Raw genomic sequence first — 23,510 nt, forward strand, 5'->3', positions numbered from 1 at the left:
TCAGGACTTCGCCCAGCGCAGGATCTCGCCGAGCACCAGGTCGCGCGCCTCCACGTGCGGGAAGTGGCCCACATCGTCGAGCAGCCGCCATTCGTACGGGGCGGTGACGTAGCGGCCGGAGCCCTGGGCGGTACGGGGAAGCGAGGCCCGGTCGAGGGCGCCGTGCAGCTGCAGGGTCGGCGTGACCAGCGGCTTCTGCATCAGCTTCACGAAGCGGTAGCCGTGCAGCCGCAGCACCGAGCGGAACGCCCAGCGGTAGCCCTCCATCGCGCAGAACGCGGCCTGCGGGATCTGCATCGCCACCCGGCAGCAGTGCGCGTAGTCGGTGAAGTCGGGGCCGGACACCCAGCGCGGCCCGCCCCACCGGCGCAGGATCTCCTCCACCTCGGCGGCGTCGTCGCGGGTCAGCACGTGCTCGTAGCGGGGGAGCTGGAACTTCAGCGTCGCGGTGGCCGAGGTGAACTGGCCGCGCGGGTCGGCGAAGATGGCCGCCCGCAGTCGCAGCGGGTGCGGCGCGCCGAGCACCACGAGCCGCCGGACCAGGGTCGGGTGGAAGGAGGCGGCGGTCCACCCGATCAGCCCGCCCGCGCCGGTGCCGACAACGGTGGCCGACCGCTCACCGAGCGCGCGGATCAGGCCGGCGACGTCGGCGGCGAGCGTGTAGCCGTCGTACCCCCGGGGTGGTTTGTCGCTCGCGCCGTAACCGCGCAGGTCGACCGCGACCGCCCGGAAGCCCGCGTCGGCGACCGCCGGCAGCATCTCGTGCCAGGCGTACCAGTATTCGGGGAAGCCGTGCAGGAAGAGCACCATCGGACCGGTGCCCGCCTCGACGACGTGGAACCGGCTGCCGTTGGCGCCGACGAACCGGTGCGTCCACGGCCCTTCGGGCAGGACACAGGAGTCGTCGACGGGCCCGCCGCGCTGGTCGGTCATGGGGCACAGCCTAGGGCCGCCGGTCGCCCACCGGACCCGCAGGTGACGAGGATCAGGGATTTCTCCGGGCGGTCACCCGGAACCGCGCATCGGGGCTGTCACTCCTCGATGATCCGCATCGGGATGCCCGGTCCGCAGTCGACGGAACGGTCCCGCGCGGTGAGCCGCAGCGTGACCAGGTCGCCCTTGCGCAGCTCACCGGCGTTCGGGCCGTACACCGCGTACTCCGTGCCGTTCTCGTCGATCAGCCCGTAGCACGGCCCGGAGCCGCCCCGGGTGATCCAGCCGGCGACGACGCCCGTCGGCCGGTTGTCGGTCGGCGTCTTCGGCGGCCCGGCGGGCCGCCGAAGCGTCGGCAGGTCGGTCGCGGACAGCGGGGTGGGGCGACCGGCGGGCGAGGCGGGGCCGCTCGCGGCCGGCTGGTGGTCGTCGGACACGGATCCTCCGTCTCGGCCGCGCCGGCGATCAGCCCGTCGCAGGGCGGCCGGCAGCGTGGTGCGGGTGTCGAACGGATGGGACGCGGGCGGGGTACGCCGGGTTCCCGGAAAGGGCGATGCCCGGGCGGGTGAACCGCCCGGGCATCGTGTGGTGCGTCGATCAGTGGATCAGGAGAAGCGGACCTTCAGCGAGGTGCCGTTCTGCTCCAGAACCTTGATCTTGGTGCCGGTGGCCGGGAGCTTGACGCCGTGGTTCGGCAGCTCCGGGTACCAGTACTGCTTGGTGTCGTCGAACAGCGGCTGCGCCGCCTGGCCGCGGATGTACTGCGGCTGGCTGTTGAGGTGCAGCGTGAACGAGTCGGCCTTCTTCAGGCTGAACGGCGCGTCGTAGACCTGGACGCGGGCCCGCCAGGGCGCCCCGGTCAGGTTGTAGATCGGCCGCGGGTGCGCGTCGATGATCATGTTCCGACCCTCACCCGGGTGCGCGAACGTGTCGTTGTCCGCGAACCGGAGGTTCCAGTAGGAGATCAGCAGACCCTCCTGGTACGCGTAGTGGTCCACGTAGTCCGGGCGGGTGTTCGCGTAGCCGAAGAAGTACGGGCCGGTCTTGAGGTACTTGTCGTACGAGACGTACGACCGGTTGCCGGCGATGTAGTAGTTGTCGAACTTACGGGTGTAGGTCTCCTCGACGATGCTGAAGCCGCTGAGGGTCCAGCCGTTGGCACCGGCCTCGGCGCCGTCGGTGAGGAGGGTCTGACCGTCGGCGGTCACGGTGATCGCGTCACCGTAGAAGCCGCCCTCGGAGACACCGCCGTCCGTCTGGTAGCGGAGCCGGAACTGCACGACGTTGCCGGCGACCGCGTCCATCGGGATGTTGACGTCGACCCACTGGTCGTTGCTGGAGCCGTCCAGGGCGTAGCGCCCGGGGGAGATCTCCTTCAGCGGGGTGCCGTTGGCCGTACCGGGCAGCGAGGTCCAGGTCTGGCCACCGTCGGTGGACGCCTCGAAGAACAGGTAGTCGTAGTCCGCCTCGATGCTGTAGCGACCCTTCATCGACAGCGCGGCGCTGGTCTTCCCGGTGAGGTCGACAGTGCGCGTCATCGTGGTGTTCAGGTCGTCGTCGTTGCCCGAGAAGAACTGCTTCGTACCCTCGAACGGCTTGCCGTTCTGGAACGTGTACTCCCGCTGCGGCAGCACCACCACGGCGGCCTGGGCCTTGTTGGAGTTGTACTCCTGCGGGCCCAGCTCCAGGGTGCGCTTCTGGCCGGCCACGACGACCTCGTAGTCGAGCCAGCCGAGCTGGAGCTTGTTCCAGGCGCCGAGGTCGCCACCGCGCTCGCCGATGCCGCCGTCGTTCTTGGCGCCGAGCCGGCTCTGGGCCATCAGGGTCCAGTGCTCGTTGTTGTTGTCCCCGCCGCTGACCACGTTGTAGTCGTCCGGCAGACCGAGGTCGTGGCCGTACTCGTGGTAGAAGACGCTGCGGCCACCGTTCTCCGGCTGGATGGTGTAGTCACCGATCCAGACGCCGGTGTTGCCGATCTGGGTGCCGCCGGCCGGGAAGTTCTCCGGGCCGGTGTTGCCCTGGTCGCTGGCGAAGGCGTACCACCGGTGGCTCCAGATGGCGTCCTCACCCTGGTACGGGTCACCGTCGGCCTCGTCACCGCCGGCGTGGACGATCTGGAAGTGGTCGATGTAGCCGTCCGGCTCGTTGAAGTTGCCGTCGCCGTCGAAGTCGTACCGGTCCCACTCGTCCATCGCCTTGACGTCCGCGGCGATCTCCGCGTCGGAGCGGCCCTGCGCCTTCTGGTCGGCGACCCACTGGTTGGCGGCGTCGCGGACCAGCGCCCAGGTGTTGGTGCAGACGTTCGAGGCGCACGGGTAGCCGCCGGAGCGGCCGTAGCGAGCCTCGTTGTACCGCACCTTCACCCAGTTGGTGACCTCGCCGTCGACGCTGTACCGACCCGAGGACTGGGCCTCGTAGTACTGCTTCAGCGACTCGTCACCCGGGTTGGTGCCGAAGTACAGCTGCCGGTAGTGGTCGGCGCTGTAGTCGGCCTGCCACACCGTCGAGTTGTCCACCGCCCGGTTGGGCTGCGGAATCTGGTTACGGAGCGGACCGTCGAACCGGGACGGGCCCGGGGTGTCCGGGTCGGTGTCCTGGTCCGGGTAGTTCGGGTGCCGCTCGTCGCCGAACTCCGCGAGGATGACGAAGATCTTGTCGGTCCGCTCGCGGGAGAGTTCGACGTACTGGTCCTTGGTCGGACCCTTGCCGGCCTTGGTGCTCTTGGCGGACCTGCCCGCCGCGGCACCCTCGGCAGCCCGCTCGCCGACCTTGACGACCGTGCTGCCGTTGATCTTCTGGGCCTTCGCCCTGCCGGACAGGACCTCGCTCAGGCCCTCCTGGCGCAGCGCGCGCCGCTTCTCCTCGAGCGGGTTGGGCAGGTCGTGCTCAGCCTGCGCAGGCTCGGCCACCGACGGAGCGGCGGCCGGCAGCTTCAGCGTCGGCGCGGCGCTGGCGGACGTGCCTGCCATCAGCCCCGTCGCGGTCAGCGAAAGCCCGAGCAGACCCACTGCGACTTTGCGCACGTGGTACCTCCGGTGTGAGGGAACCGGCCCAACTGGGGGTACGGGCCGGTGGAACGTCCCACTAGTGGGACCAAGGGTGAACATAGACACTGCTGCGACTGGTGGGAAGATGTGTGCGTCGATTTGTAGCAACTTTTTGTTGGGGATGCTTTCCGCCGTCACACGCCGCACCGCCACCGAGCCGTTGACCAGCAGCGATGCGTCGATCATGCAGTGCAGTGACAGTCATGGATCAATTGGTTACGCGGAAGGGCCGGGAGCACTCACGCTCCCGGCCCTTCCCCCATCGATGCCGTTCAGATCATTTTTCGGTCATTCCGGTTCCGGTTTGACCGTACCGTTCAGTTGCGCGGCGGAACCACGTACACCTGGGCGTACGAGTTGTCCTTGGCGGCCCGCTTGATGATGATCGAGACGCCGTACTGGACGCCCGCGTCACCCGGGTTGCCGGTGCCGAGCACGATCGCCCCGCCACCCAGCGTCGAACCGTAGTAGTCCGTCGCCGGAGTGCCGTCCGGGTTCACCACCCGGGTCGTGTACTGCTGGTTGCCCCGCGACGGGATGACCACCGAGGCGTCGTTGTCCCGCGAGTACGCGGCGCCGTCACGGATCTCGATGCCCGGGTACCAGCCCTTGGCGTCGGTGAAGCCGCGCACCGGAGCCTGCGGGCCGAACTTCGTGCAGTACTCGCTGTACGGCTCGTCCGCCGCCTCCAGGCACTCCTTGAACGGGTACGTCGGCTTGAGGCCGAACGCGGCGTTGGAGGACTGCGGCCGGCTGGGCAGGTTCTTCAGCACCGACGGATCCTTCTCGGCCGCGACGCCCTTGCGGCGCAGCGGGTCGTTGTGCGAGTCGACGATCAGCAGACCGCCCTTGGCGCCGTAGCTGGGCAGCGCGGTCATCTGCGCGGTGACGTGGTTGACGTCGCCGAGCTGGGTGTCCCGGTACCAGACCAGCATGCCCGGCGCGTTGTACGCGATCCGGTCGACCTTCCAGGCCTCGTGCGAGTAGACGGTGTCGTAGGTGTACTTCAGGCCCTTGTCGAAGCCGTCGAAGTTCCGCCACTCGGCCAGGTAGTAGTGCGACTTCACCTGGGTGCCCGAGTCGATGTACCAACCCGCGCCGCTGGTGTCGGTGAAGGTGCCGCCGGTCTGGGTCCAGCCCGCCGCGCCGCTCTCCACGTCGTCGCTCCAGGTGGTGGCGCCGCCGCCGGTCACCGAGAAGTCGTCGGCGAACCAGCCGCGCTCCACGAACGCCTCGTCGGTCGCGTACCGCAGCCGGACCTGCACGGTCTGCCCGGCGTACGACGACAGGTCGACGTAGTCGTGCCGCCAGCCGTCCGTGCTGCCGGTCAGGCCGTACTTCTTGTTGCCGAAGTCGACCATGCGGCCGTTCGGGTCGGCGTAGCCGTCGTTCGTGGAGACCAGCGCGCCGCCCTCGGCGTACACCTTCTGCTCGTTCCAGGTGGCGCCGCCGTCGGTGGAGACCTCGACGAAGCCGAAGTCCCAGTCCGCCTCGATGACGTAGTTGTTCCACATCCAGAACTTCGCGTCCGCGGCGTTCGGGACGGTCACCGTGCGGCTGAGCTTGACGTCGGCCCAGTTCTGGTCGGCGCCGGAGTACCACATGTTCGAGCCGCTGTGCGGTGTCGCCAGCGAGATCACCTTGTCCGGCAGGTCGATCTTGATGCCGTCCTCGGTGCCGACCGGCGTACGCGACGTCTGCCCGAGTTTGACCAGCTTGGACCGGTCACCCGGCCCGAACGTCTTCGGCTCGGCCCAGCCGAGCACCCACTTGTCCCAGAGGCCCATGTGCGTGGGCAGCGCCTGGAAGATCTCGCCGGAGTGCGAGCCGGACGCCATCAGATCCCAGAAGTCCACGTCGGAGTCGGCGTTGCCGGAGGTGTCGTATAGGTCCGGCAGGCCCAGGTCGTGCCCGAACTCGTGGGCGAAGACGCCGACGCCGGCGTCCTCCGGCTGCACGATGTAGTTCGACACCTTCAGGTTGGTGCCCGGGATCGTGTAGCCACCGGCCACGGTCGAGGAGTGCGCCCAGACCGAGTAGATGCCGACGTCGCCGCCACCGCGGGACTTGCCCTGGTTGGCGTGCACCAGCACCAGGTGGTCGATCACGCCGTCCGGCTCGTGGTAGTTGCCGTCGCCGTCGCGGTCGCTCTGGTCCTCGATGTCGTAGTCGGCCCAGGGGAAGTCCGGGTCGGCCGCGGCCAGCGCGTCGATCGCGTCGGTGGCGAGCCGGCCGGCACCCTGCGGGTTGTCCGGGTGGCCGTTCATCGACTGCTCACGCCCGGCGACCCAGTTGCCGTTCTCGTCCTGGAAGCAGCGCGAGGCGGCGTACCAGCCCTCCGAGTGCGGCACCGTGATCCACGGGCTGGCCTGCCCGTCCACGGTGTACGCGCCCTTGGACATCTCCAGGTACATGTTGTGCATGGTCCGGCCGGCGAGGCTGATGCCCGGCTTGCCGTCCGGCCCCTTCAGATCCTTGCGGACCCGCTCGGTGATGCCCTTCTTGCTGTACAGCATCTTGTCGTAGTGGGCCGGCGAGAAGTCCGGCACCCACATCGAGTTGTTGTCCTTGTGCGGCAGCGTGGCCGGGTTCGGGATCGTGTTGTGTCGCGGCCCGTTCTGCACGGTGCCGGGAACGCAGGTGCGGTCCTCGAACACCGTCTTCGGGACCATCACGTTCGTGAAGTCGTCGTTGGCCTGGTCGTTGAACTCGACGAGCAGCGTCAGCAGCTTGGCGGTCTGCGTACTCTTCGCCTTCTTGATCTTGCGAGGGCTCTGGCCGGTCCGGATGGACTTGGCCTCCAGCTTGGCCAGCTCACGCGCCGCGATCGGGTTACCCCCGGCGTACTTGCGGTCGTAGGCGCGGGCCTCGTCCGCCGGCGAGGAGAAGATGCCGTCGCGGCCCTTGACCTCCTTGCCGCCGGTGTCCGGCTGGACCTCGGGCTCGGCGTAGTTGATGTAGTGCTCGTCCGCCCCGATCGTGACCGGTGCGGACCGGGCCGGCTGAGCCGCCGCGCTGCCCGTCACGGTCAGCGACGTGGCCGCGAGCGCGATGGCGGGCAGTGCGACGAGTAAGCGTCGCCGTGCCCTGTGCTGCGACATGGGGAGCATGCCACTCCGTTCGTAGGGAATGGTGAGGGACCGGCCGTCTCAGTGACGCTCGTCGAAATCCGCCGGCTGGCTGAACGTAACCGACGACGAGCGACATCGACAGAGTTGATCAGGCCCTCTGGCCGATCAGGTCAGTCCCGGCTCCCCCGATCGACCGGCGCGGATCCCGGATGCGACGAGGGGGCGGACCGTCCGGCGGCCCGCCCCCTCGTCGTCGGTCGGCGTCAGTCCTCGTCGGACTTCCCGCCGCTCATCCCGGACGAGATCAACTCCATCACCGAGGAGTCCTGGAGCGTGGTCACGTCGCCGAGCGACCGGTTCTCCGCCACGTCCCGCAGCAGCCGGCGCATGATCTTGCCGGAGCGGGTCTTCGGCAGCTCCGGCACCAGCATGATCTGCCGCGGCTTGGCGATCGGGCCGAGCGTCTTCGCCACGTGGTTGCGCAGCTCGGCGATGAGCTGCTCGCCCGCGTCACCGGAGATCTCCGCGCTGCCGCGCGGGATGGCGAACGCGACGATCGCCTGGCCGGTGGTCGGGTCGGTCGCGCCCACCACCGCCGCCTCCGCCACCGACGGGTGGCTGACCAGCGCCGACTCCACCTCCGTGGTGGAGATGTTGTGGCCGGACACCAGCATCACGTCGTCCACCCGGCCGAGCAGCCAGATGTGCCCGTCGTCGTCCTTCTTCGCGCCGTCACCGGCGAAGTAGACCCACTCGTCGCCGGTGTTCGCGCCCGCGCCGAACCGGGACCAGTACGTCTCCAGGAACCGGTTGTCGTCGCCCCAGATCGTCCGCAGCATCGACGGCCACGGCTCCTTCAGCACCAGGTATCCGCCGCCGCCGTTCGGCACCGACTGGCCCTGGTCGTCGACCACGTCGGCGACGATGCCGGGCAGCGGGCTCATCGCCGAGCCGGGCTTCGCCTCGGTCACACCGGGCAGCGGCGAGATCATGATTGCGCCCGTCTCGGTCTGCCACCAGGTGTCAACCACCGGCAGCTCGCCGCGGCCGACGTGCTGCCGGTACCAGATCCACGCCTCCGGGTTGATCGGCTCACCGACGCTGCCGAGCAGGCGCAGCGACGACAGGTCGTACCCGGCCGGGATGTCCTCGCCCCACTTCATCATGGTGCGGATCAGCGTCGGCGCGGTGTACAGGATGGTCACCTTGTACTTGTCGACGACCTCCCAGAACCGGCCCTTGTGCGGGGTGTCCGGCGTGCCCTCGTACATGACCTGGGTGGCGCCGTTGGAGAGCGGGCCGTACACGATGTAGGAGTGCCCGGTCACCCAGCCGATGTCGGCGGTGCACCAGTAGACGTCCGTCTCCGGCTTCAGGTCGAACACCGCGTGCGTGGTGTACGACGCCTGGGTCAGGTAGCCGCCGGTGGTGTGCAGGATGCCCTTCGGCCGGGCGGTCGTGCCGCTGGTGTAGAGGATGAACAGCGGGTGCTCGGCGTCGAACGCCTGCGCCTCGTGCTCCGGCGACGCCGTCTCCACCGTCTCGTGCCACCAGTGGTCCTTCGCCGACCAGGCGACCTCCTCACCGGTACGCCGGACCACCAGCACGTGCTCCACCGACGGGCAGTTCGCCACCGCCTCGTCCACTGTCGGCTTGAGCGCCGACGGCTTGCCCCGGCGGAAGCCGCCGTCCGCGGTGATCACCACCTTGGCGCTGGCGTCCTGGATCCGGTTGGTGAGCGCGTCGGCGGAGAAGCCGCCGAACACCACGCTGTGCGTGGCGCCGATCCGGGCGCAGGCGAGCATCGCCACCGCCGCCTCCGGGATCATCGGCAGGTAGATCGCCACCCGGTCACCGGCGGTCACGCCCAGTTCGGTCAGCGCGTTCGCCGCCTGACAGGTGAGCTTGTGCAGGTCGGCGTAGGTGACCGTACGGGTGTCGCCCGGCTCGCCCTCCCAGTGGATCGCCACCTTGTCGCCGAGGCCCGCCTCGACGTGCCGGTCCAGGCAGTTGTACGCCACGTTGAGCCTGCCCCCGGTGAACCACTTCGCGAACGGGGCGTTCGACCAGTCGAGCACCTGCTCCCACGGCTGGGCCCAGGCCAGCCGGCCGGCCTGGCGCTCCCAGAAGGCGAGCCGGTCACCGGCCGCCTCCTCGTACGCCTCGGCGGTCACGTTGGCGTTCGCGGCGAGTTCAGCCGGCGGCGGGAACTGGCGCGTCTCGTTCAGCAAGTTGGCCAATGCCTCGCTCATGCGGTGACTCCTTCGTCGCGTGACCTGCGTCTCCTACTCCGGGGAAGGTTAGTCCCGCCGTACCCCGCCCGCGACCGCCCGGCCCCTCACCGCGCGCCCAGTGGCCCTCCCCTCGCGCCGAGGTGCAAGGAAGGGCACCTTATTAACGCCTCCGGTAGAGGAAGGGCCCCTTATTAACAACCCCGGGCTTGGGGGGAGCCCGGCGGTCGCTAGCGTGACGGGGTGACCACCGATCCGCTCGCCCCGCTGCTCGCGCTCGCCGACGTCGCCACCGCCGTCGAGCAGGCCCGCGAGCGGGTCGACCTGGCCCACCGGCACCGCGCGCTGCGCCGCCAGGGCGGCCAGGTCGCCGCCGAGGTCAGCCTCCGCTCCGCCGTGGCCAGCGCCGCTCTGGAGGGCCGCGTCCACGACCGCGAGGAGGTACGCGCCGGCACCGTCACCGACCCGGTGCTCCAGGGCGCGCTGCGGGTCGCCGGGGCGCTACCCGGACTGAGCGACCTCTGGCCCAAGGCACCCCGGCAGGTGATGGCCCGGCTGCACGTACTCGCCGCCCGCGACGTGGTGACCGAGGAGGAACTGGGCCGGCCGGTCGCCGACCCGGTGGTCGCGGCCCGCCTCGACGGACTGGCCGCCCTGGTCGCCGGCGGCACCAAGGTGCCACCGCTGGTGCTGGCCGCCGTCGTGCACGGTGAGCTGCTGAACCTGCGTCCGTTCCCGGGCCCGTCCGGGGTGGTGGCCCGCGCCGCCGCCCGGCTGGTGCTGATCTCCACCGGGTTCGACCCCCGCGGGCTGGTCGCGGTGGACGTCGGTCACCGCGAGCGCGAACCGGAGTACGTGGGCGCGGCCGGCGCGTTCGCCACCGGCACGCCCGACGGCCTGCGCTCCTGGCTGCGGCACTACATGACGGCGGTGGAGGTCGGCGCCGACCAGATCACGCTGATCGGAGACGAGATCCTCGCCGCGTCCTGACGGGCGCGGGGTGTCAGGCGGTGGGTGCGGCGGCGCGGGTGCGACGGTGCCGGCCGTACCAGGCGATGCCGATGGCGACGCCGACGCCCACGCCGAGCGCCGCCGCCGCGACCGGCACCGCCGGCCGCTCACGCAGCCGGCGGCCCAGCGGGATCGGGTGCCGGAACTCCAGCACCGGCCACGCGTTCTCCACCGCCAGCTTGCGCAGCGCCCGGTCCGGGTTGACCACCGTCGGATGCCCCACGCACTCCAGCAGGGGCCGATCGGAGTACGAGTCGGAGTACGCGTACGAGTCGGCCAGGTCGTAGTCGCGCTCCAGAGCCAGTTGGCTGACCGCCTCGACCTTGCTCGGGCCGGCGGCGTAGAACTCGACCTCGCCGCTGTAGCGGCCGTCCACCACGCCCATCCGGGTGGCGATCACGTCGGTGATCCCGAGCAGCTCACCGATCGGCCGGACCATCTCGTCGCCGGACGCGGAGACCAGCACCACGTCCCGCCCGGCGGCCTGGTGCTCCTCGATCAGGGCGGCCGCCTCGGCGTACACGTAGGGGTTGATCAGTTCGTGGAGTGTCTCCGCGACGATCTGGCGGACCTGTTCCACCGGCCAGCCCTTGCAGAGCGTGGCGAGGTAGTCCCGGGTGCGGGCCATGGTCTGCTCGTCGGTGCCGCCCAGCCGGAACATCAACTGCGCGTACGCCGACTTGACCACGTCACGCCGAGTGATCAGCCCGTCCCGGTAGAACGGCCGACCGAACGCCAGGGCGCTCGACTTGGCGATGACGGTCTTGTCGAGATCGAAGAAAGCGGCGCTACGGCCCACGGCGCGAAAGTCTAGCCCGACCGGAGGCGTCGAGGCGTCCGCCCGGGTCGCGAAAGCCGATGAGCACCCGGTGGAGTGACGGCGGTCACAGGTAGCTATCGATGAATTTAGCTTTGCGTGGAGTGAACAACACTCGACGTATAAGGGTCGACTGCGGCATGCTTGTCCTCGCGACGGGAGTTCGCATACCCGGCGCCGATTGGCCTCGGCGGTTGCACCCCCCGTAACCGCTGAGTCGGTTCGGCTCGACCCCCCCGGAGCCGAACCACAAGACGACCCCCGTCTCCCCCCGACGGGGGTCGTCCCTTTGCGGCTTCCTCTTCTGGCGCAGGTGGAGATGCGTTCTCCGGGTCGGCAGGGTGCGGCGTCGGGCGGAAAGTCAGCGAATCGTCAGCGAACGTCAGCCGGACCCGATCGGCGTAGTCGTCGGGCGTGTGGGTGTACCGGTCCAGCGTCGTCGACGCCTTCTCGTGGCCCACCACCCTCCGCACCACGTTGACCGGCACCCCGTCCGTCACCAGCCACGTGATGTACGAGTGCCGCAGGTCGTGGAACCGCAGCCCGCCGACCGCCGAGGCCGCCGCGTGCGCAACCGCCGCTGCCTCCGTGGCGAACTCCGTCCGCTGCTCCCGCCCGTCCCGGTCCGGCCATACCGCCAGCCACCGGCCCGGCGCCACCTCGGTCACGCGACCGAGCAGGCTGGCCCGTACCAGCGACGGCAGCCACACCCGGCGCCGGAAGTTCGACCGCCGCTGCGGCCCGCCGTCCCGGTCGGCGAAGACCAGCGCCCGGCCGTCCGGCGAGCCGGCCCCGCGCCGCCGGCGTAGCTCGTCGACGAGGAACTGCGGCATCGGCACCGCGCGCACGCCGGCCCGAGTCTTCGGGTGCGCCCGCAGCACGACCCCGCCGTGGGTCTCGACCGCCACCTGGGCGATGTGCACCAGCCCTCGGTCGAGGTCGACCGCTTCCCAGGGCAGGCCCGCGCACTCACCCCAGCGCAGTCCCGCCCCGGCGGCGGCGCATACGATCCCCCGGTGTTCGGCCGGCACGGCAGGCAGCAGCCGGCCGAGGAAGACCTCTCGGCTGATCGTGCCGGCGCGAGCCTCACCAGCCCGGTTTCGCGGCATCCGCACCCCCTCGCACGGGTTCACCGCGATCAGCCGCGCCCGGATCGCCGTCTGCAGGATCATCGACAGCATGCCGAGGTGCTTAGCCGTCGTCGAGGGCGCCAAGGTCCGGCCCAGGTTCGTCACCCACTCCTGCACCGCCAGGTAGTCGATCCGCGCCAACGGCCATTCCGCCCACTGTGGCAGCAGATGCGCCCGCAGCATCGATTCCGTCCGCTCGGCCGTCCGAACCTCCACCGACCGCCCGGCCAGCCACCGCGTCACGAACTCGCCGAACCGCATCCGCCCGGCGTGCGGGTCGACGTACGTGCCCCGGTTGATCGCGCCTTCCACCTCAGCGAGGTACGCGTTCGCCTCTTTCTTCGTGCGGAACGTCTTGGCCTTCTGTCGGTTGGCCGAATCCCGCCAGTTCGCCCGGTAGGTCCCGGCCGGCGTCTTGCTCACGAAGCCCACGGTCACCAACCCCCACGCGGCGAGTCGGTCCCGGTCGCCGAAAGCCCGCCGGCCGCACCGTCCAGCCAGGCGTGGAAGCGGCTGCGCGGCACCACCCAGCGGCGCCCCAGACGCTCGGCGGGAATCTGCCCGGCCCGGACCAGGGCGTAGGCCGAGCTGACCGAGAGAGACAGCATCGCGGCCACCTCCTTGACCGTGTAGACGGCACGGACCGGCTTGACCTCGGAGGCGGCTTCGCCCATCCAAGGGCCGGCCTGCCGCAGCTCGATTGGCACGACGTTGGACAAGATTTCCCCCATGGTTCAGGCCGCGAGCGCGGCAGGTTGATCGGATGACGGCGCGACCGCGGCTGTTCGTAGCCGTGCGGTGTCGAGGTCTGTGCGCCAGCGGATGCGCGCGGATATGGCGCGCAGGAGTCGGTGTTCCAGTGGCGGTACGTCGGGGTCTTCGGGTCGGGCGAGTTCGAAGCGGTATCGCTTGGATCCGTCCGTGTCGTCGGCCGCCTGGTCGTGCTCTTGGGTGTCGGCCATGCCGCCGGCGAGGATGGCGCGCACCCATGCCCGGTTGTCCGCGCGGTGGTCGGCGAGGGTCTTGCCGGACCATTGGCGGGAGACGAGGACGCGGCGGCCGGTGAAGCCGAGGGTGGAGCGTTGGTGGACCTTCCCGGTGCACCGACCCGGGGTCAAACCGGCCTTGACGCCGTCCGGCTGAACGCCGTAGAGCAGCCAGTTCGCGCACGTCGGGGAGCACGGCAGGACCGACAGTTCCGCGTGGAGCCGGTCGAAGTGCGCCTTCTGCGGGTCCGAGCGGGGCCTGGCCAGGTCGGTCAGATCCTTCGTGACGTACTTGGTCACGTACCGGATGGACCGTTCGGCGTCCTTGGTGCCCTGCTCGATGCCGCGGGCGTCGATGCGGCCGAGGCGGGCGACGTAGGCGGGTCGGCTGTCGGGTTCTTCCAGGGCGTCGAGGGCTTCGCCCCAGGTGGGCAGCGGCTCGCGGGTTTTGGGGTCGACGTATGCCTGTCGGTCGACGTCCCAGACCGGCGGCTTGTCCACGCGGTAGACCGGCTCGTTGAAGGGTGGCCACCACACCTGGTGGTAGGTGGCGGCGGCGATCTGCTTGAGCAACCGGCGCGGGAGAGTGCCCCGGATGGCGAAGTGCGCGTGTGGGGCGAGACGGCGTTGCAGCTCGACCGCTCCGGCGTATTGGACGTTCCAGCCGGCGGCACGACGGACGTTCTGCCACCACCGGTCGAGGACCCGGGCGAAGTGGATCGCGTCAAGGGCCGCCCGCCGGTAGTCGTAGCCGGCGGGATCGACCGGGGTGCCGAGGAGGTCATCGTGCGGGCCGTGCCGAGTGCCGCATTCACACGGCGCGACGTAAGCGCCTCGACGGAGGTGGGAGTGCACCGGCCCGTGCGAGCCGAGCGTCAGCGTGACCAGCATCGACGGCCGGTAGGTCTTGCCCGCCCGGCCCGAGTAGGCGCGGCCCACCGTGCGGGGGTCGACGGGTAGGCGGGGCAGATCGGGCGAGTCTTGACGCCGCCGGGTGGACCGCTTGCGGCGGGGCCGATCGTCCCGCTCTTTCGGGGTGAGGTGGCCGCGCAGGCTGGTGTCGCCGAGGGCTTCGTCCAGCTCGGCGATCGCGGCATCGATCTCCGCCACCTGCGCGGCCCGCTCATCCGGGGTCATCGGCTGGTATTGGACGGCTTCGCGTTCGAACTCCAGATGCGCCCGCACCCGCACCAGGGCGAGCGCGTCCTCACCAGGCTTGTCGGGGCGCACGGCCGGCTCGTCAGCGAGGTGCCAGCCCTCCCGGATCTGCTGGATCCGCAGCCGCCGGCCCTTCTCCGCGCACGGCTTGCACTTCACGGCCAGCGTCGCGCCGCACGGCACCTCCACTACCTCGGTCAGGCCGGTGGCGGTGTCGGTACGGCGCAGGGCGAGAGGGCGGACGCAGACGCCGTGCGACTCGGCGAGTTGCTTGAGCGCGTCCTTGGCGACGGGTTTGCGCATCCGGTCGGCCCGCGACCCGGGCCGCGGCAGCGCCTCCGACGGAATCTCGGGAATGAGGGGAAGTTGGGTCACCGGTCACGCTCCGCGCCGTACGAGGTGCCGTTGCGGGCCGTGAACGCCGCCGCGGGCACGGGCACCAGGCCGGGCCGCTGCACCGCTACCGCCGCCGGCCGGACCGGTTCGACGGTGACCGCCTGGTCCTCGTCAACGGCGTCGACCACGACGGGCCGGTGATCCTCGGTCGGGTCGTAGCCGGGTGGCACCTCACCCCGGTCGCCGCTCGGCTGCTCGGAGGCTTCCGGGGCGGTGGAGAAGACGAGCTTGGACAGGCCGAGAAACGCCAGCGCGGGCACGGCCGACAGCAGCCACCCGGACGGGCTCGGCTTCGCCACCGCCAGTTGCGCGGCGAGAGACAGAGCGACGGCGCAGACGAGCAGGAACAGCGGGTACCCGATCGGGCCGCCGGTGCGGCGGCGCCGCCGGATGGTCAGCAGCGCCGCGAGCGGGAGTAGCTCGGATATGGCGGCATTCGCCCAGCCGAACCAGTCCCCGGTACCGGCTGGCGAGTTGGCCATGGTCCAGTCGTGCACGTGAGTGAACGATGCGGCCCCGGCCAGTCCGCCCACGATGAGGACGATGAGCACCAGGACGAGCCCTTCCACGCGCTCGGTGTCGGCCTTCATGGGGTCACCTCCTGGTCGGTGTCGTCGCAGAGGCGGCGGTAGTCGCGGCCGAGCTGACGGATGTCGTCATCGGTGAGGTAGGCGAACCGCACCCGGACGGGTTCACGGACGCCGTCGAGGACCACGAATCCCACCCCGGGCGACGACTCCGGAATCCGGTCGCAGAGGGCTCCTCGGTCGCGGGCGGCGTCGCCGAGGACCATGTCCACCTGTTCCGGCTCGGTCAGCCGCAGCCCGATGCGGGTGGGGAACAGGTCGCGGAACGGCAGGACATCCTTACGCGGGTCCTGCAAGGCTGCGACCACGTGCACGCCGACCGCCCGGCCCTGCGACAGCAGCAGCCCGAGCGATTCCTTGATCCGGTCGCGGACCTTCCGATCGGTGATGTAGGCGGTGAGCGCGGCCAGCTCGTCGACGACCAGGACGAGCAAGGGATCCTCCGGGGTCGGCACATGCTGACGGGTCACCCCGCGCAGCCGGGCCGCCCGCAGCCGCATCCGCTTCACAGCTTCGTCCAGGACGCCGGCCATGCTGTCTGGGTCGTCGTAGGCGAACCGGGTGAACAACGGCACCCCGGCCGCCAGCTCCATTCCGCCCTTCGGGTCGAACGCCCACACCTCGATCAGGCCCGACCGGATGCCGCCGGCCAGAGAGCGGAGCAGTGACCACAGCACCGAGCCCTTCCCCGAACCGGTCGCCCCCGCGATGAGCACATGCGACCCGGCCAGCCGCAGCCGGTAGGGCTGCCCGTCCTCGTCGACGCCGAGCGGCAGCGCGTCCAGTTCCGGCACGTCGATCACCGGCAGCGGCGCCACGACATTGGCGAGGGGGTCACGGCGCACGAGGCGTACCACCACGCGATCCGGTCGCGTCGTCGAACGGGCCTGTCCGCTGCGCAGGCGGAAGGCGTAGGCGAGGCGTTCCGCGGCCTGCCCCCAGTCGTCGGGAATCTGCCCCGGCAGCAGGCGGACGGTCAGCTCATCACCGAAGCGGTCACTCCGGACCTTGAGCAGTTGCGGCACGTAGCGTTCACCAGCGAACGCGGTGGCAAGGCCACAGGTGGCCATTACCGACGCCCACCGCCGTCGGTAGACGACCAGCGCGCGGACCCGGCTGACGAGCGGGTACCAGCCGAACCGCAGCCACGACGACGGATGCCACCGCCACCAGGCCGCGCAGCCGACGGCGACGGTCAGGACGACGCCGGCCAGGACCAGGTCGCCGAACTCCGCCCGCACCCATAGGGCCAGTGCGGCGGGGGCGGTGAGCCACCAGTGCCGGACCGCCAGGACGGTGAGGCGGAACAGGCCCCGGGCCAGCCACCAGAGCACCAGCAGCCAACCCGGAACCCGCCATGCAGGAAGGCGCACGTTCATCGGCGCCATGGGGATCTTGTCCCCGGGAATGACGTTGATCAGAGGCACAGGTCACCACCCCGAGCCGCGCGCCCGAGCGTCGCGATGCACGAGTGGCAGGACATGCGGCGCAGGTCGAACCGGCGCGGCTTCACCCACCGGCAGCAGCGGGGGCAGCGAATCGCGCACACGCGCGCCGAAGCCGGCGGCAGATGCAGCACCGACCGGACGGCGGCCTCCACCTCCCGGTACGCGTGCCGCACACCGACCAGACGAGTACGCGACATCAGGACCACCACCCCGACGAGCGGCGGCGCAAGGGGTTCAGGGCAGCAGGAACTACGGTGGGCACTACGCCCTCCTTCATGAGATGAGGGGTGGGAGAGCGCGGGACGGGTCGGGACTCTTGGCGGGGAAACGACCCGCCCCGCGCGCACAACAACCGGGTCAGGCAGCCACCGAACCCGGCACCGTCGATGCCGGGCGGATCGAGGTGGCCCGCAGCGAATACGCCATGCGGGAACGGCAGTCACCCGAGGAACGGCCCGGCTTGCACCGCTGCGAGTCGACATACGGCGTGAGGGTCAGGCCCTCGAACTCCACCGCCGGCGGATAGCCGGGAACGGTCGACGGCGGCGGGACCGGCTGCTGCGGAGCCACGACCTTGACCTTCACTTCGGTCGACCGGCCGAACTTCCCGGCTTCGGGGTCGAGGTCCATCACTCGCACCACCCAGACCCGCTCGCCGGTGTCCTTGTCCCGCGCCTGGTTATCCGCCTCGCCTCGCCGCTCGAAGTCGATCTGCGGGGAGACGCCGAGGCAGAGCGCCCCAGCGGGGAAGACGTACTCGGACGGGACCGGAACCTTCAGCGTCAATGGAACCACTCGGACAGCCTCCTAGCTTCACCAGTCGTCTTGCTGACAACCGGTTGAGCTAACAAGTTACGTCAGCTTGTAAACACAAGCAAGAGGAACATGAGTTGAGTGCACAATGTGGAGGCGGGCCGGACCGGACCGTGAGCCCTGAGGGAGCCGCCATGCAGGAGCGGGTGACGATCGAGCGTCTGACGCTCGTGGACGCCGTCAACAGGTGGTTCTGCCTGGACCGGCCGGTGTTCATCGCACCTGGGCAGTCGTACTGGGTTGACTGGGAGGCCGACGAGCTGTGCATTGATCGGGGAGGCGGCCGGATCTCGCGGATCCCCCGCGGGCCATACCGCCCCGATCAGCCGCGCTGAACCGTCGATCAGGACAGGGCGTACGTGTCCTCGATCTCGTGGCGGCTGCCCGGCATCACTAGCACTGACGTCATGATCGGGTCGCCGGAGGCTTGGTGGACGGTGATAACGACGCTCATCACCGGCTCGTCCGCCGGCACGTCCAGGGCTTCGGCCTCGACCGGGCTCGCCCGCCGGGCGGTCATCCGTTCAGTGGCGTAGTCAGCGCGCAGGCCCTTATGGCGCGCGATGAGGTCGAGCAGACCGCCTGGGATCGGGGCTGGCTTGATGATGTCGGTGCCGGCGGCGATGTCCACCGGCACGAACGTGGCGATCAGGTCGACCGGGCCGACCTCCGAGACTGTCCGGCGGCGTCGCTCGTAGACCGGCGTGCCTTCGGGAATCTTCAACTCGGCCGCGATCCGCGGCGAAGCCAGCACCGGGCCGACGTGCAGGATCTCCGTCTCGCCGGCCTCGTCCAGTTCGACTGCGTCCCGCGCGTACTCGGGAGAGGTGCGACCGGAGGCGGGCCGGCCGCGAACGAAGCTGCCCTTGCCCTGCTGCGACTCGATCCAGCCGTCCTGCTTGAGTATGCCGAGGGCCTTGAGCACCGTGGGCCGGGACACCCCGAACTCCGTGCAGAGTTGGTTCTCTGACGGTAGTGCCGCGCCGGGGGCGTAGTCACCGTCTTCGATGCGCTTCCGCAGCGTGTTCAACACGCGCAGGTATTTCGGCGTCGGAATCTCGTACGCCATTGCGGGCCACCCCACCTAGGAACGCTGCATGAGTTACAGCAGCTTATGAGTTGTTTGCATGTCAGGACAAGTTGCGTCGACCGTGCGGCTTCAACCGCGGCATAGCGGAGTGGAGGGATCAACGGGTCGGACTGTGGGGAGAGAACAGCCGAATGGGCACGAGGATCTGGGTGCGTTCGCCTCGCTGGTTGCGCGGTGCCACCTTGGTTCCCTCGACCCAGATCCACTCCTCGCGCTCCGGGCGGTTGAGCACCAGTCGGACGCCGGTCACGCGAAGCAATATCGGTCCGTCGGCAGGGCGGTAGCGGTCGGCCGCCTCCACCCGGAGCACTGTGCCGAGCCGTACCCGAAGGTCAAACACCACGCCTCCTTGCCGTCCGCGCCAGGGCTGGCGACGGAACGCTGGACGGGGGGCCGAGCTGAAGTCCCGCGATCTGCGCAAGGACTTCGCGCCGGGCCAACGCTTGCCCGTCTCTTGGGTTGATGACGTACCCAATCAGCCACACCCAGCCGTCAAAGGCCGGCCAATCGCCGACGGCGGTCACCCGTAGCCATAGAGCCCGATCGCCACCGAATTGCACCGACGCGCGACCGTCAAGGAAGACCAGTGCGCCCGGCTTGGGTGCGCCTGGCGGAACCGGCTGTCGTCGGCGGGGCGCCGGGGTTGGCGGGCTCTCTCGGGACCGGCGTTCGGGTCGCGGTCCCTTGCCAGCACCCACCCCGGGCCAGCCTCAGCAGGTCGCCGCGCGACCGGAGCCCGCGCAGTCCATGCAGGACCGCCGGGCCAGGGAACGGTTCCGCTCCGACCCCTGCCCCAAGACCCGCACAGCGGACCGCGCAAGGGTGTACTTCCAGCCGGCACCCGAGCAGGATTGGCAGTTGGTCGATACGTTCAGCCCCGTCATGGAGACAGGTTGTGGCACAAACCGCCCAGTGACCCGGAAAATCCTTCCGGGGTCGCAGCCGGCCGAGGGGAGAAGGTGAAACGGTGCAGGGGACAACCAAAACACTGACCATCGGCGAGCGCGTTGCCTGGTACCGCCGCCGACGCGGCCTGTCGCAGGAAGTCCTTGCCGGGCTCATCGGCCGCACCGCTGATTGGCTCGGGAAGGTCGAGAACAACCGCATCGAGCTGGACCGGCTCTCCGTCATCAAGTCCCTCGCCGAGGTCCTGGACGTATCCCTCGGTGACCTACTCGGCGAACCCGTGCTGCTCGACTGGACCGCCGACACCGGCACCGAAACCGTCCCCGCTCTCCGGGCGGCGCTGATGAACTACCGTGCCATTGCCCCGTTCGGCGGCACTCCCCACGGCGAGCCCCCGACCGTTTCCGTGCTCCGGAAGGACGTCGGCGCACTTTGGGACGCCTACCAGGACTCCCGATTCGGATACGTCACCGGCCGACTACCCGATCTGCTCCGCCGCGCCCAGGCCGCCGCCGACCACCACGACGGTGACGACCAGGACCAAGCCCGCCGGCTCCTCGGCCTGGCTTACCAGCTGACCGCGACCCAGCTCACCAAGCTCGGAGAGGCCGACCTTGCCTGGATCGCCGCCGACCGCGGCTTGGCAGCCGTTCGGCCCACCGGTGATCCGCTCATCACCGGCTCGTTGTTCCGGTCCGTCGGTCACGCCCTGCACGCCACCGGTCGCTACACCGAAGCCGTACGCCTCACCGAAGACGCCGCCGGCTACCTGGAGCCCCACCTGGCGCATGCCTCGCCGGCCCTGCTCTCCGTCTACGGAACTCTGTTCCTGTCCGGCTCCATGGCCGCCGCCCGCGCCAACGACGCCGGCACCACCCGTACCTTCCTCGCCGCAGCAGAGCACGCCGCCGGCCAGCTCGGGACCGATGCCAACCACCTCTGGACGGCGTTCGGCCCGACCAACGTCGCCATTCACCGCGTCGCCACCGCAGCCGAGTTGGGCGATGTTCAGGTTGCCGTCGACCTCGGCCCGCGCGTCGACACCACCGGACTCCCGATGGAACGGCGGGTGCGGCACGCCCTCGAAGTCGCCCGCGCCTACAGTTCGTGGAACCGCGTCGACGACGCCCAAGCTGTGCTGCTCGAAGCCGAGCAGATGGCGCCCGAGCAGGTGCGGCACCACTTCCTCAGCAGGCAGCTCGCCCTGACCTGGGTCCGCCGGCAGCGCGGCAAGCCGCCAGCCGAGCTGGTCGGCATGGCTCGCCGGCTGAAGGTGCTCGACTGAACCGAGGCATTTAGGCTGCCCTGGTGACGGCCAACGAGATGCCACCCGTGGCGACCCCACGCGTCGCCGCCGGCGCCCTGTTCTTCGACGACGAAGGCAGGGTGATGCTCGTGCGCCCCAGCTACAAGAAGCATTGGGACATCCCAGGCGGCTACGTCGAGCCCGGCGAGTCACCGCGGGCAGCCTGCGTCCGGGAGGTCCGCGAGGAACTCGGCCTCACGCCCGCACTCGGACCGATGCTGGTCGTGGACTGGGCGCCAGCCGAGCACGAGGGCGACAAACTGCTCTTCATCTTCGACGGCGGGTCACTCGGCGCCGAGCAGGAGTGCGCGATCCGCTTCGCGGACGGTGAACTGACCCAATGGCAGTACGTCGACGCAGAGTCCGTAGAACAGTACGGTCCCTCCCGGCTTGGCCGTCGGATCCGCACCGCAATCGCAGCCCGCAGCAGTAGCGTCTCCGCGTACGCCGAGCACGGCAGCGCTGTCTGACACGCGGACCTACTCAGAACCGCGCACAAGGGTCCCCTCACTGCGCCGCGAATGCGCGGCCCCTAGTCGACGCTTGCCGTAGCACTCAGCGCGTGGAGTCGGCACGAGTACGACGTCCTTCGAGCACCTCGACGAGACACCTTCCGAGAGGTTCTCGTATCGTCGCGCAGGTGATCTTGGGGGAGGTTCCGCAGTGGTGGCGGTCGCGTGGAGTCCGACAAGTTGGGAGTCCGCGGCGGTGGCCCTGGGTGCTGTTGGCGTTGGTGGTGATCAGTTGCGCTGGCCTTGTTGCGGTTCCGGCCTCGTGGGCAGTGCGTAAGCAGTTGGAGGCAGAGCGGGGCGAGGCGACGCCGGAGGCCGCCGCCCGGGTGTGGCTGTTGAAGCTCAGCGCTGGTGAGGAGTTGGGGCTGTCGCGGGTGCTGGCTGGCGCGCGTCATGACGAGTTGCGGCAGCAGTGGCGCGACTACCGAGCCGAGATGACCGGTACTGGCCGGGGGCCTTCGAAGCTGGAGAGCGTGGGGCCGAGCGCGATCGAGCACCAGGCCGACGACCGGGCCACGGTGACCGAGCAGGTACGCGCGGTCTGGTGGGATGACGCGCAGATCCTCGCCGGCACCGCGCACCCGTGGCGGTGGGAGCTGCGCAAGGATCGCGGCGGGTGGCGGGTGTGGTCCGTCGAGCTGCCGGCATGGTGCGGGGTGCACGTCCGAGCGAACCTGTGCCCGTGACGAGCGGCGAGCGAGTCCCGGATGGTCAGCCGCGAGGGAGGTCGTCGCGCTCCTCGGGGGTCATCTGCTGGTACGCGTTCCAGAAGGTCACGAAGGGGCCGGCTAGCTCGTCGCCGTAGGTGCCGCTGGTAGCTGCTTCGCGGAGGGTGAGTTGCCCGTCCTGCACTGCGGTGGCCATCTCCCGAAGTAGCGGGTTGTTACTGCTGGCGAGTTGGTCCAGAAGCTCACGCAGGGCTTGCGTCCGCTTCTCGTCGCCGCCGGTGATGTCGTCCAGGTCGTCCACTGCGGTTCAGCCCTTGGCGCCGGCGAGCGGGTGGTCGTAACGGCCGCCGTCGGGCAGTGCGGGGAGGGCCGCGGTGTCGAGGTCGCTGAGTTCGCGGGTGAGGGCGGCGCGGAAGATGAGGACGGCGGCGGAGATCTGCTGGCAGAGCTTGGTGGCTTCGCCCCAGAGGCGGAACATGTTCGCGATCTCGGCTGCGGCGACGCCGTAGCCGACGAGCGCGCCGACGCCGGTTTCGGCGCTGATGGTGCCCGCTGCGGCGGCGACACCGGTGATGATGGCGGCGTCGATGAGGCTCTTGACGACGCCGCCGAGGGATTCACCGGCGGACCACACCGCGTCGGCCATCTCCCGGTAGGCGCCGCTGATGGCGGTCAGTGGGGTGTGCAGGTCGGCGGTGACGTTGGCGGTGGTGGTGAAGTAGCGGAAGGCTCCGTCGCCGGCGATGCCGTGCCAGAGGGGGCGCAGGGTGGTGGTGCCGGACTGGACGTTGTAGGCCAGGTCGTGCAGGGCGCCGCCTATGTTGTCGACGACGGGCGCCATGGTGGCCAGGGCTTCCCAGTCGCCGGACACCTCGGCTTGGATCTTGCCGATGGGGTCGAAGCCGAAGACGTGGTTGAAGACTTCGTTGAGCCAGTTCGCGGGGCTGATGTAGTCCATCCAGCCCAGGGGGTTCGCGGGCTTGTCCGGGTCGCCGGGCGTGTCAAGGTGGCCGCGGACGTCTCGGACGTCGACGAAGTTCGCCGGTGCGCAGGGGTTGTTCGCCAACTCCAGTTCCAGGGCGGTGATGCAGCGGTCGGCCGCCGGCGGGAGGGTGCGGTCGAGGCGTTCGGCGTTGGCTGCGTCGGTGGTGCGGTAGTAGCCGGCGGCTGCTCGTAGTTCGGGGGCGGAGTTCTCCAGGAGGCAGGCGAGCCGGTTGAGGGTGCCGTTGATGACCTGGACCGCGTGTTCGTGCGCGGCTTTCGCGATCTTGAGCTGTTCGCCGCCGGTCGCGACGTCGGCATACCGATTGAGGTAGGTGCGGATCTCCCACACGTCGGCGGCGGCGCGGTCGACCTGCCGGGCGAACCCGACCAACGCTTCCGGGTCGACCGACAACGTC

21 protein-coding genes are annotated in these 23,510 nt (G+C 69.9%); 5 read left to right on the forward strand and 16 right to left on the reverse strand.

All coding sequences use genetic code 11. The annotated features are described in order from the left end of the window. The 5 genes from NMK34_RS02075 to acs all read right to left on the reverse strand — a co-directional run bounded on the left by NMK34_RS02075 (position 1) and on the right by acs (position 9,303). Positions 1 to 933, reverse strand: coding sequence for an alpha/beta hydrolase (locus NMK34_RS02075; protein ID WP_318331984.1), 933 nt, complete (start codon positions 931 to 933; stop codon positions 1 to 3). A 98-nt stretch (positions 934 to 1,031) separates the two neighbouring features. Then, positions 1,032 to 1,370: a hypothetical protein gene (locus tag NMK34_RS02080; RefSeq protein ID WP_135242910.1), complete on the reverse strand. Its 339-nt coding sequence runs from the start codon at positions 1,368 to 1,370 to the stop codon at positions 1,032 to 1,034. A 168-nt stretch (positions 1,371 to 1,538) separates the two neighbouring features. Beyond that, the gene (locus tag NMK34_RS02085) at positions 1,539 to 3,941 is read right to left on the reverse strand and encodes an immune inhibitor A domain-containing protein (protein ID WP_318336250.1); all 2,403 of its coding nucleotides are present in this window, start codon (positions 3,939 to 3,941) and stop codon (positions 1,539 to 1,541) included. Positions 3,942 to 4,297: 356 nt separating this feature from the next. Beyond that, positions 4,298 to 7,081, reverse strand: coding sequence for an immune inhibitor A domain-containing protein (locus tag NMK34_RS02090; protein ID WP_318331985.1), 2,784 nt, complete (start codon positions 7,079 to 7,081; stop codon positions 4,298 to 4,300). Positions 7,082 to 7,314: 233 nt separating this feature from the next. Continuing rightward, on the reverse strand, positions 7,315 to 9,303 hold the full coding sequence (gene acs, locus NMK34_RS02095) for an acetate--CoA ligase (RefSeq protein WP_318331986.1): 1,989 nt from the start codon (positions 9,301 to 9,303) through the stop codon (positions 7,315 to 7,317). Between the two features lie 222 nt (positions 9,304 to 9,525). Here acs and NMK34_RS02100 point away from each other — a divergent pair, with 222 nt between their 5' ends. Then, positions 9,526 to 10,272, forward strand: a complete 747-nt coding sequence (locus tag NMK34_RS02100) for an oxidoreductase (protein WP_135242913.1) — start codon at positions 9,526 to 9,528, stop codon at positions 10,270 to 10,272. A gap of 13 nt (positions 10,273 to 10,285) precedes the next feature. Here NMK34_RS02100 and NMK34_RS02105 read toward each other — a convergent pair whose 3' ends face one another. The 7 genes from NMK34_RS02105 to NMK34_RS02135 all read right to left on the reverse strand — a co-directional run bounded on the left by NMK34_RS02105 (position 10,286) and on the right by NMK34_RS02135 (position 17,610). Then, a complete protein-coding gene (locus tag NMK34_RS02105) occupies positions 10,286 to 11,092 on the reverse strand; it encodes an HAD-IB family hydrolase (protein ID WP_318331987.1) in 807 nt (268 codons plus the stop codon). A 107-nt stretch (positions 11,093 to 11,199) separates the two neighbouring features. Further along, the gene (locus tag NMK34_RS02110; protein ID WP_318331988.1) at positions 11,200 to 12,663 is read right to left on the reverse strand and encodes a tyrosine-type recombinase/integrase; all 1,464 of its coding nucleotides are present in this window, start codon (positions 12,661 to 12,663) and stop codon (positions 11,200 to 11,202) included. Positions 12,664 to 12,674: 11 nt separating this feature from the next. Next, positions 12,675 to 12,959 carry a helix-turn-helix domain-containing protein gene (locus tag NMK34_RS02115; protein ID WP_318331989.1) on the reverse strand — a complete coding sequence of 95 codons (285 nt, stop codon included), beginning with the start codon at positions 12,957 to 12,959 and terminating at the stop codon, positions 12,675 to 12,677. Between the two features lie 15 nt (positions 12,960 to 12,974). Then, complete coding sequence (locus NMK34_RS02120) at positions 12,975 to 14,759, reverse strand: replication initiator (RefSeq protein ID WP_412098843.1); 1,785 nt, start codon at positions 14,757 to 14,759, stop codon at positions 12,975 to 12,977. Further along, entirely contained in the window at positions 14,756 to 15,370 is a 615-nt protein-coding gene (locus tag NMK34_RS02125; RefSeq protein ID WP_318331990.1) for a DUF2637 domain-containing protein, read from the reverse strand. Before NMK34_RS02125 ends, NMK34_RS02120 begins: the two co-directional genes overlap by 4 nt. Beyond that, positions 15,367 to 16,746, reverse strand: coding sequence for an FtsK/SpoIIIE domain-containing protein (locus NMK34_RS02130; protein WP_318331991.1), 1,380 nt, complete (start codon positions 16,744 to 16,746; stop codon positions 15,367 to 15,369). Before NMK34_RS02130 ends, NMK34_RS02125 begins: the two co-directional genes overlap by 4 nt. A gap of 426 nt (positions 16,747 to 17,172) precedes the next feature. Continuing rightward, positions 17,173 to 17,610: a hypothetical protein gene (locus NMK34_RS02135; protein ID WP_318331992.1), complete on the reverse strand. Its 438-nt coding sequence runs from the start codon at positions 17,608 to 17,610 to the stop codon at positions 17,173 to 17,175. A 152-nt stretch (positions 17,611 to 17,762) separates the two neighbouring features. Here NMK34_RS02135 and NMK34_RS02140 point away from each other — a divergent pair, with 152 nt between their 5' ends. Then, the gene (locus tag NMK34_RS02140) at positions 17,763 to 17,963 is read left to right on the forward strand and encodes a hypothetical protein (RefSeq protein WP_318331993.1); all 201 of its coding nucleotides are present in this window, start codon (positions 17,763 to 17,765) and stop codon (positions 17,961 to 17,963) included. Between the two features lie 8 nt (positions 17,964 to 17,971). Here NMK34_RS02140 and NMK34_RS02145 read toward each other — a convergent pair whose 3' ends face one another. Then, positions 17,972 to 18,697, reverse strand: a complete 726-nt coding sequence (locus NMK34_RS02145; protein WP_318331994.1) for a GntR family transcriptional regulator — start codon at positions 18,695 to 18,697, stop codon at positions 17,972 to 17,974. 118 nt (positions 18,698 to 18,815) lie between these two features. Then, complete coding sequence (locus NMK34_RS02150) at positions 18,816 to 19,019, reverse strand: hypothetical protein (RefSeq protein WP_256092876.1); 204 nt, start codon at positions 19,017 to 19,019, stop codon at positions 18,816 to 18,818. 666 nt (positions 19,020 to 19,685) lie between these two features. Here NMK34_RS02150 and NMK34_RS02155 point away from each other — a divergent pair. The 3 genes from NMK34_RS02155 (at position 19,686) to NMK34_RS02165 (ending at position 22,128) form a co-directional block, all read left to right on the forward strand. Continuing rightward, positions 19,686 to 20,909, forward strand: coding sequence for a helix-turn-helix transcriptional regulator (locus tag NMK34_RS02155; protein ID WP_318331995.1), 1,224 nt, complete (start codon positions 19,686 to 19,688; stop codon positions 20,907 to 20,909). Positions 20,910 to 20,932: 23 nt separating this feature from the next. Then, positions 20,933 to 21,400, forward strand: coding sequence for an NUDIX hydrolase (locus tag NMK34_RS02160; RefSeq protein ID WP_318331996.1), 468 nt, complete (start codon positions 20,933 to 20,935; stop codon positions 21,398 to 21,400). A 311-nt stretch (positions 21,401 to 21,711) separates the two neighbouring features. Next, positions 21,712 to 22,128 carry a hypothetical protein gene (locus NMK34_RS02165; protein ID WP_318331997.1) on the forward strand — a complete coding sequence of 139 codons (417 nt, stop codon included), beginning with the start codon at positions 21,712 to 21,714 and terminating at the stop codon, positions 22,126 to 22,128. 25 nt (positions 22,129 to 22,153) lie between these two features. Here the strand turns inward: NMK34_RS02165 and NMK34_RS02170 are convergent, their stop codons facing one another. Continuing rightward, entirely contained in the window at positions 22,154 to 22,411 is a 258-nt protein-coding gene (locus tag NMK34_RS02170) for a hypothetical protein (RefSeq protein ID WP_318331998.1), read from the reverse strand. Between the two features lie 6 nt (positions 22,412 to 22,417). Further along, positions 22,418 to 23,506, reverse strand: a complete 1,089-nt coding sequence (locus NMK34_RS02175) for a hypothetical protein (protein ID WP_318331999.1) — start codon at positions 23,504 to 23,506, stop codon at positions 22,418 to 22,420. Between the last annotated feature and the right edge of the window lie 4 nt (positions 23,507 to 23,510).

It is taken from the genome of Micromonospora sp. BRA006-A, assembly GCF_033433935.1.
GTDB classification, from domain to species: domain Bacteria; phylum Actinomycetota; class Actinomycetes; order Mycobacteriales; family Micromonosporaceae; genus Micromonospora; species Micromonospora aurantiaca.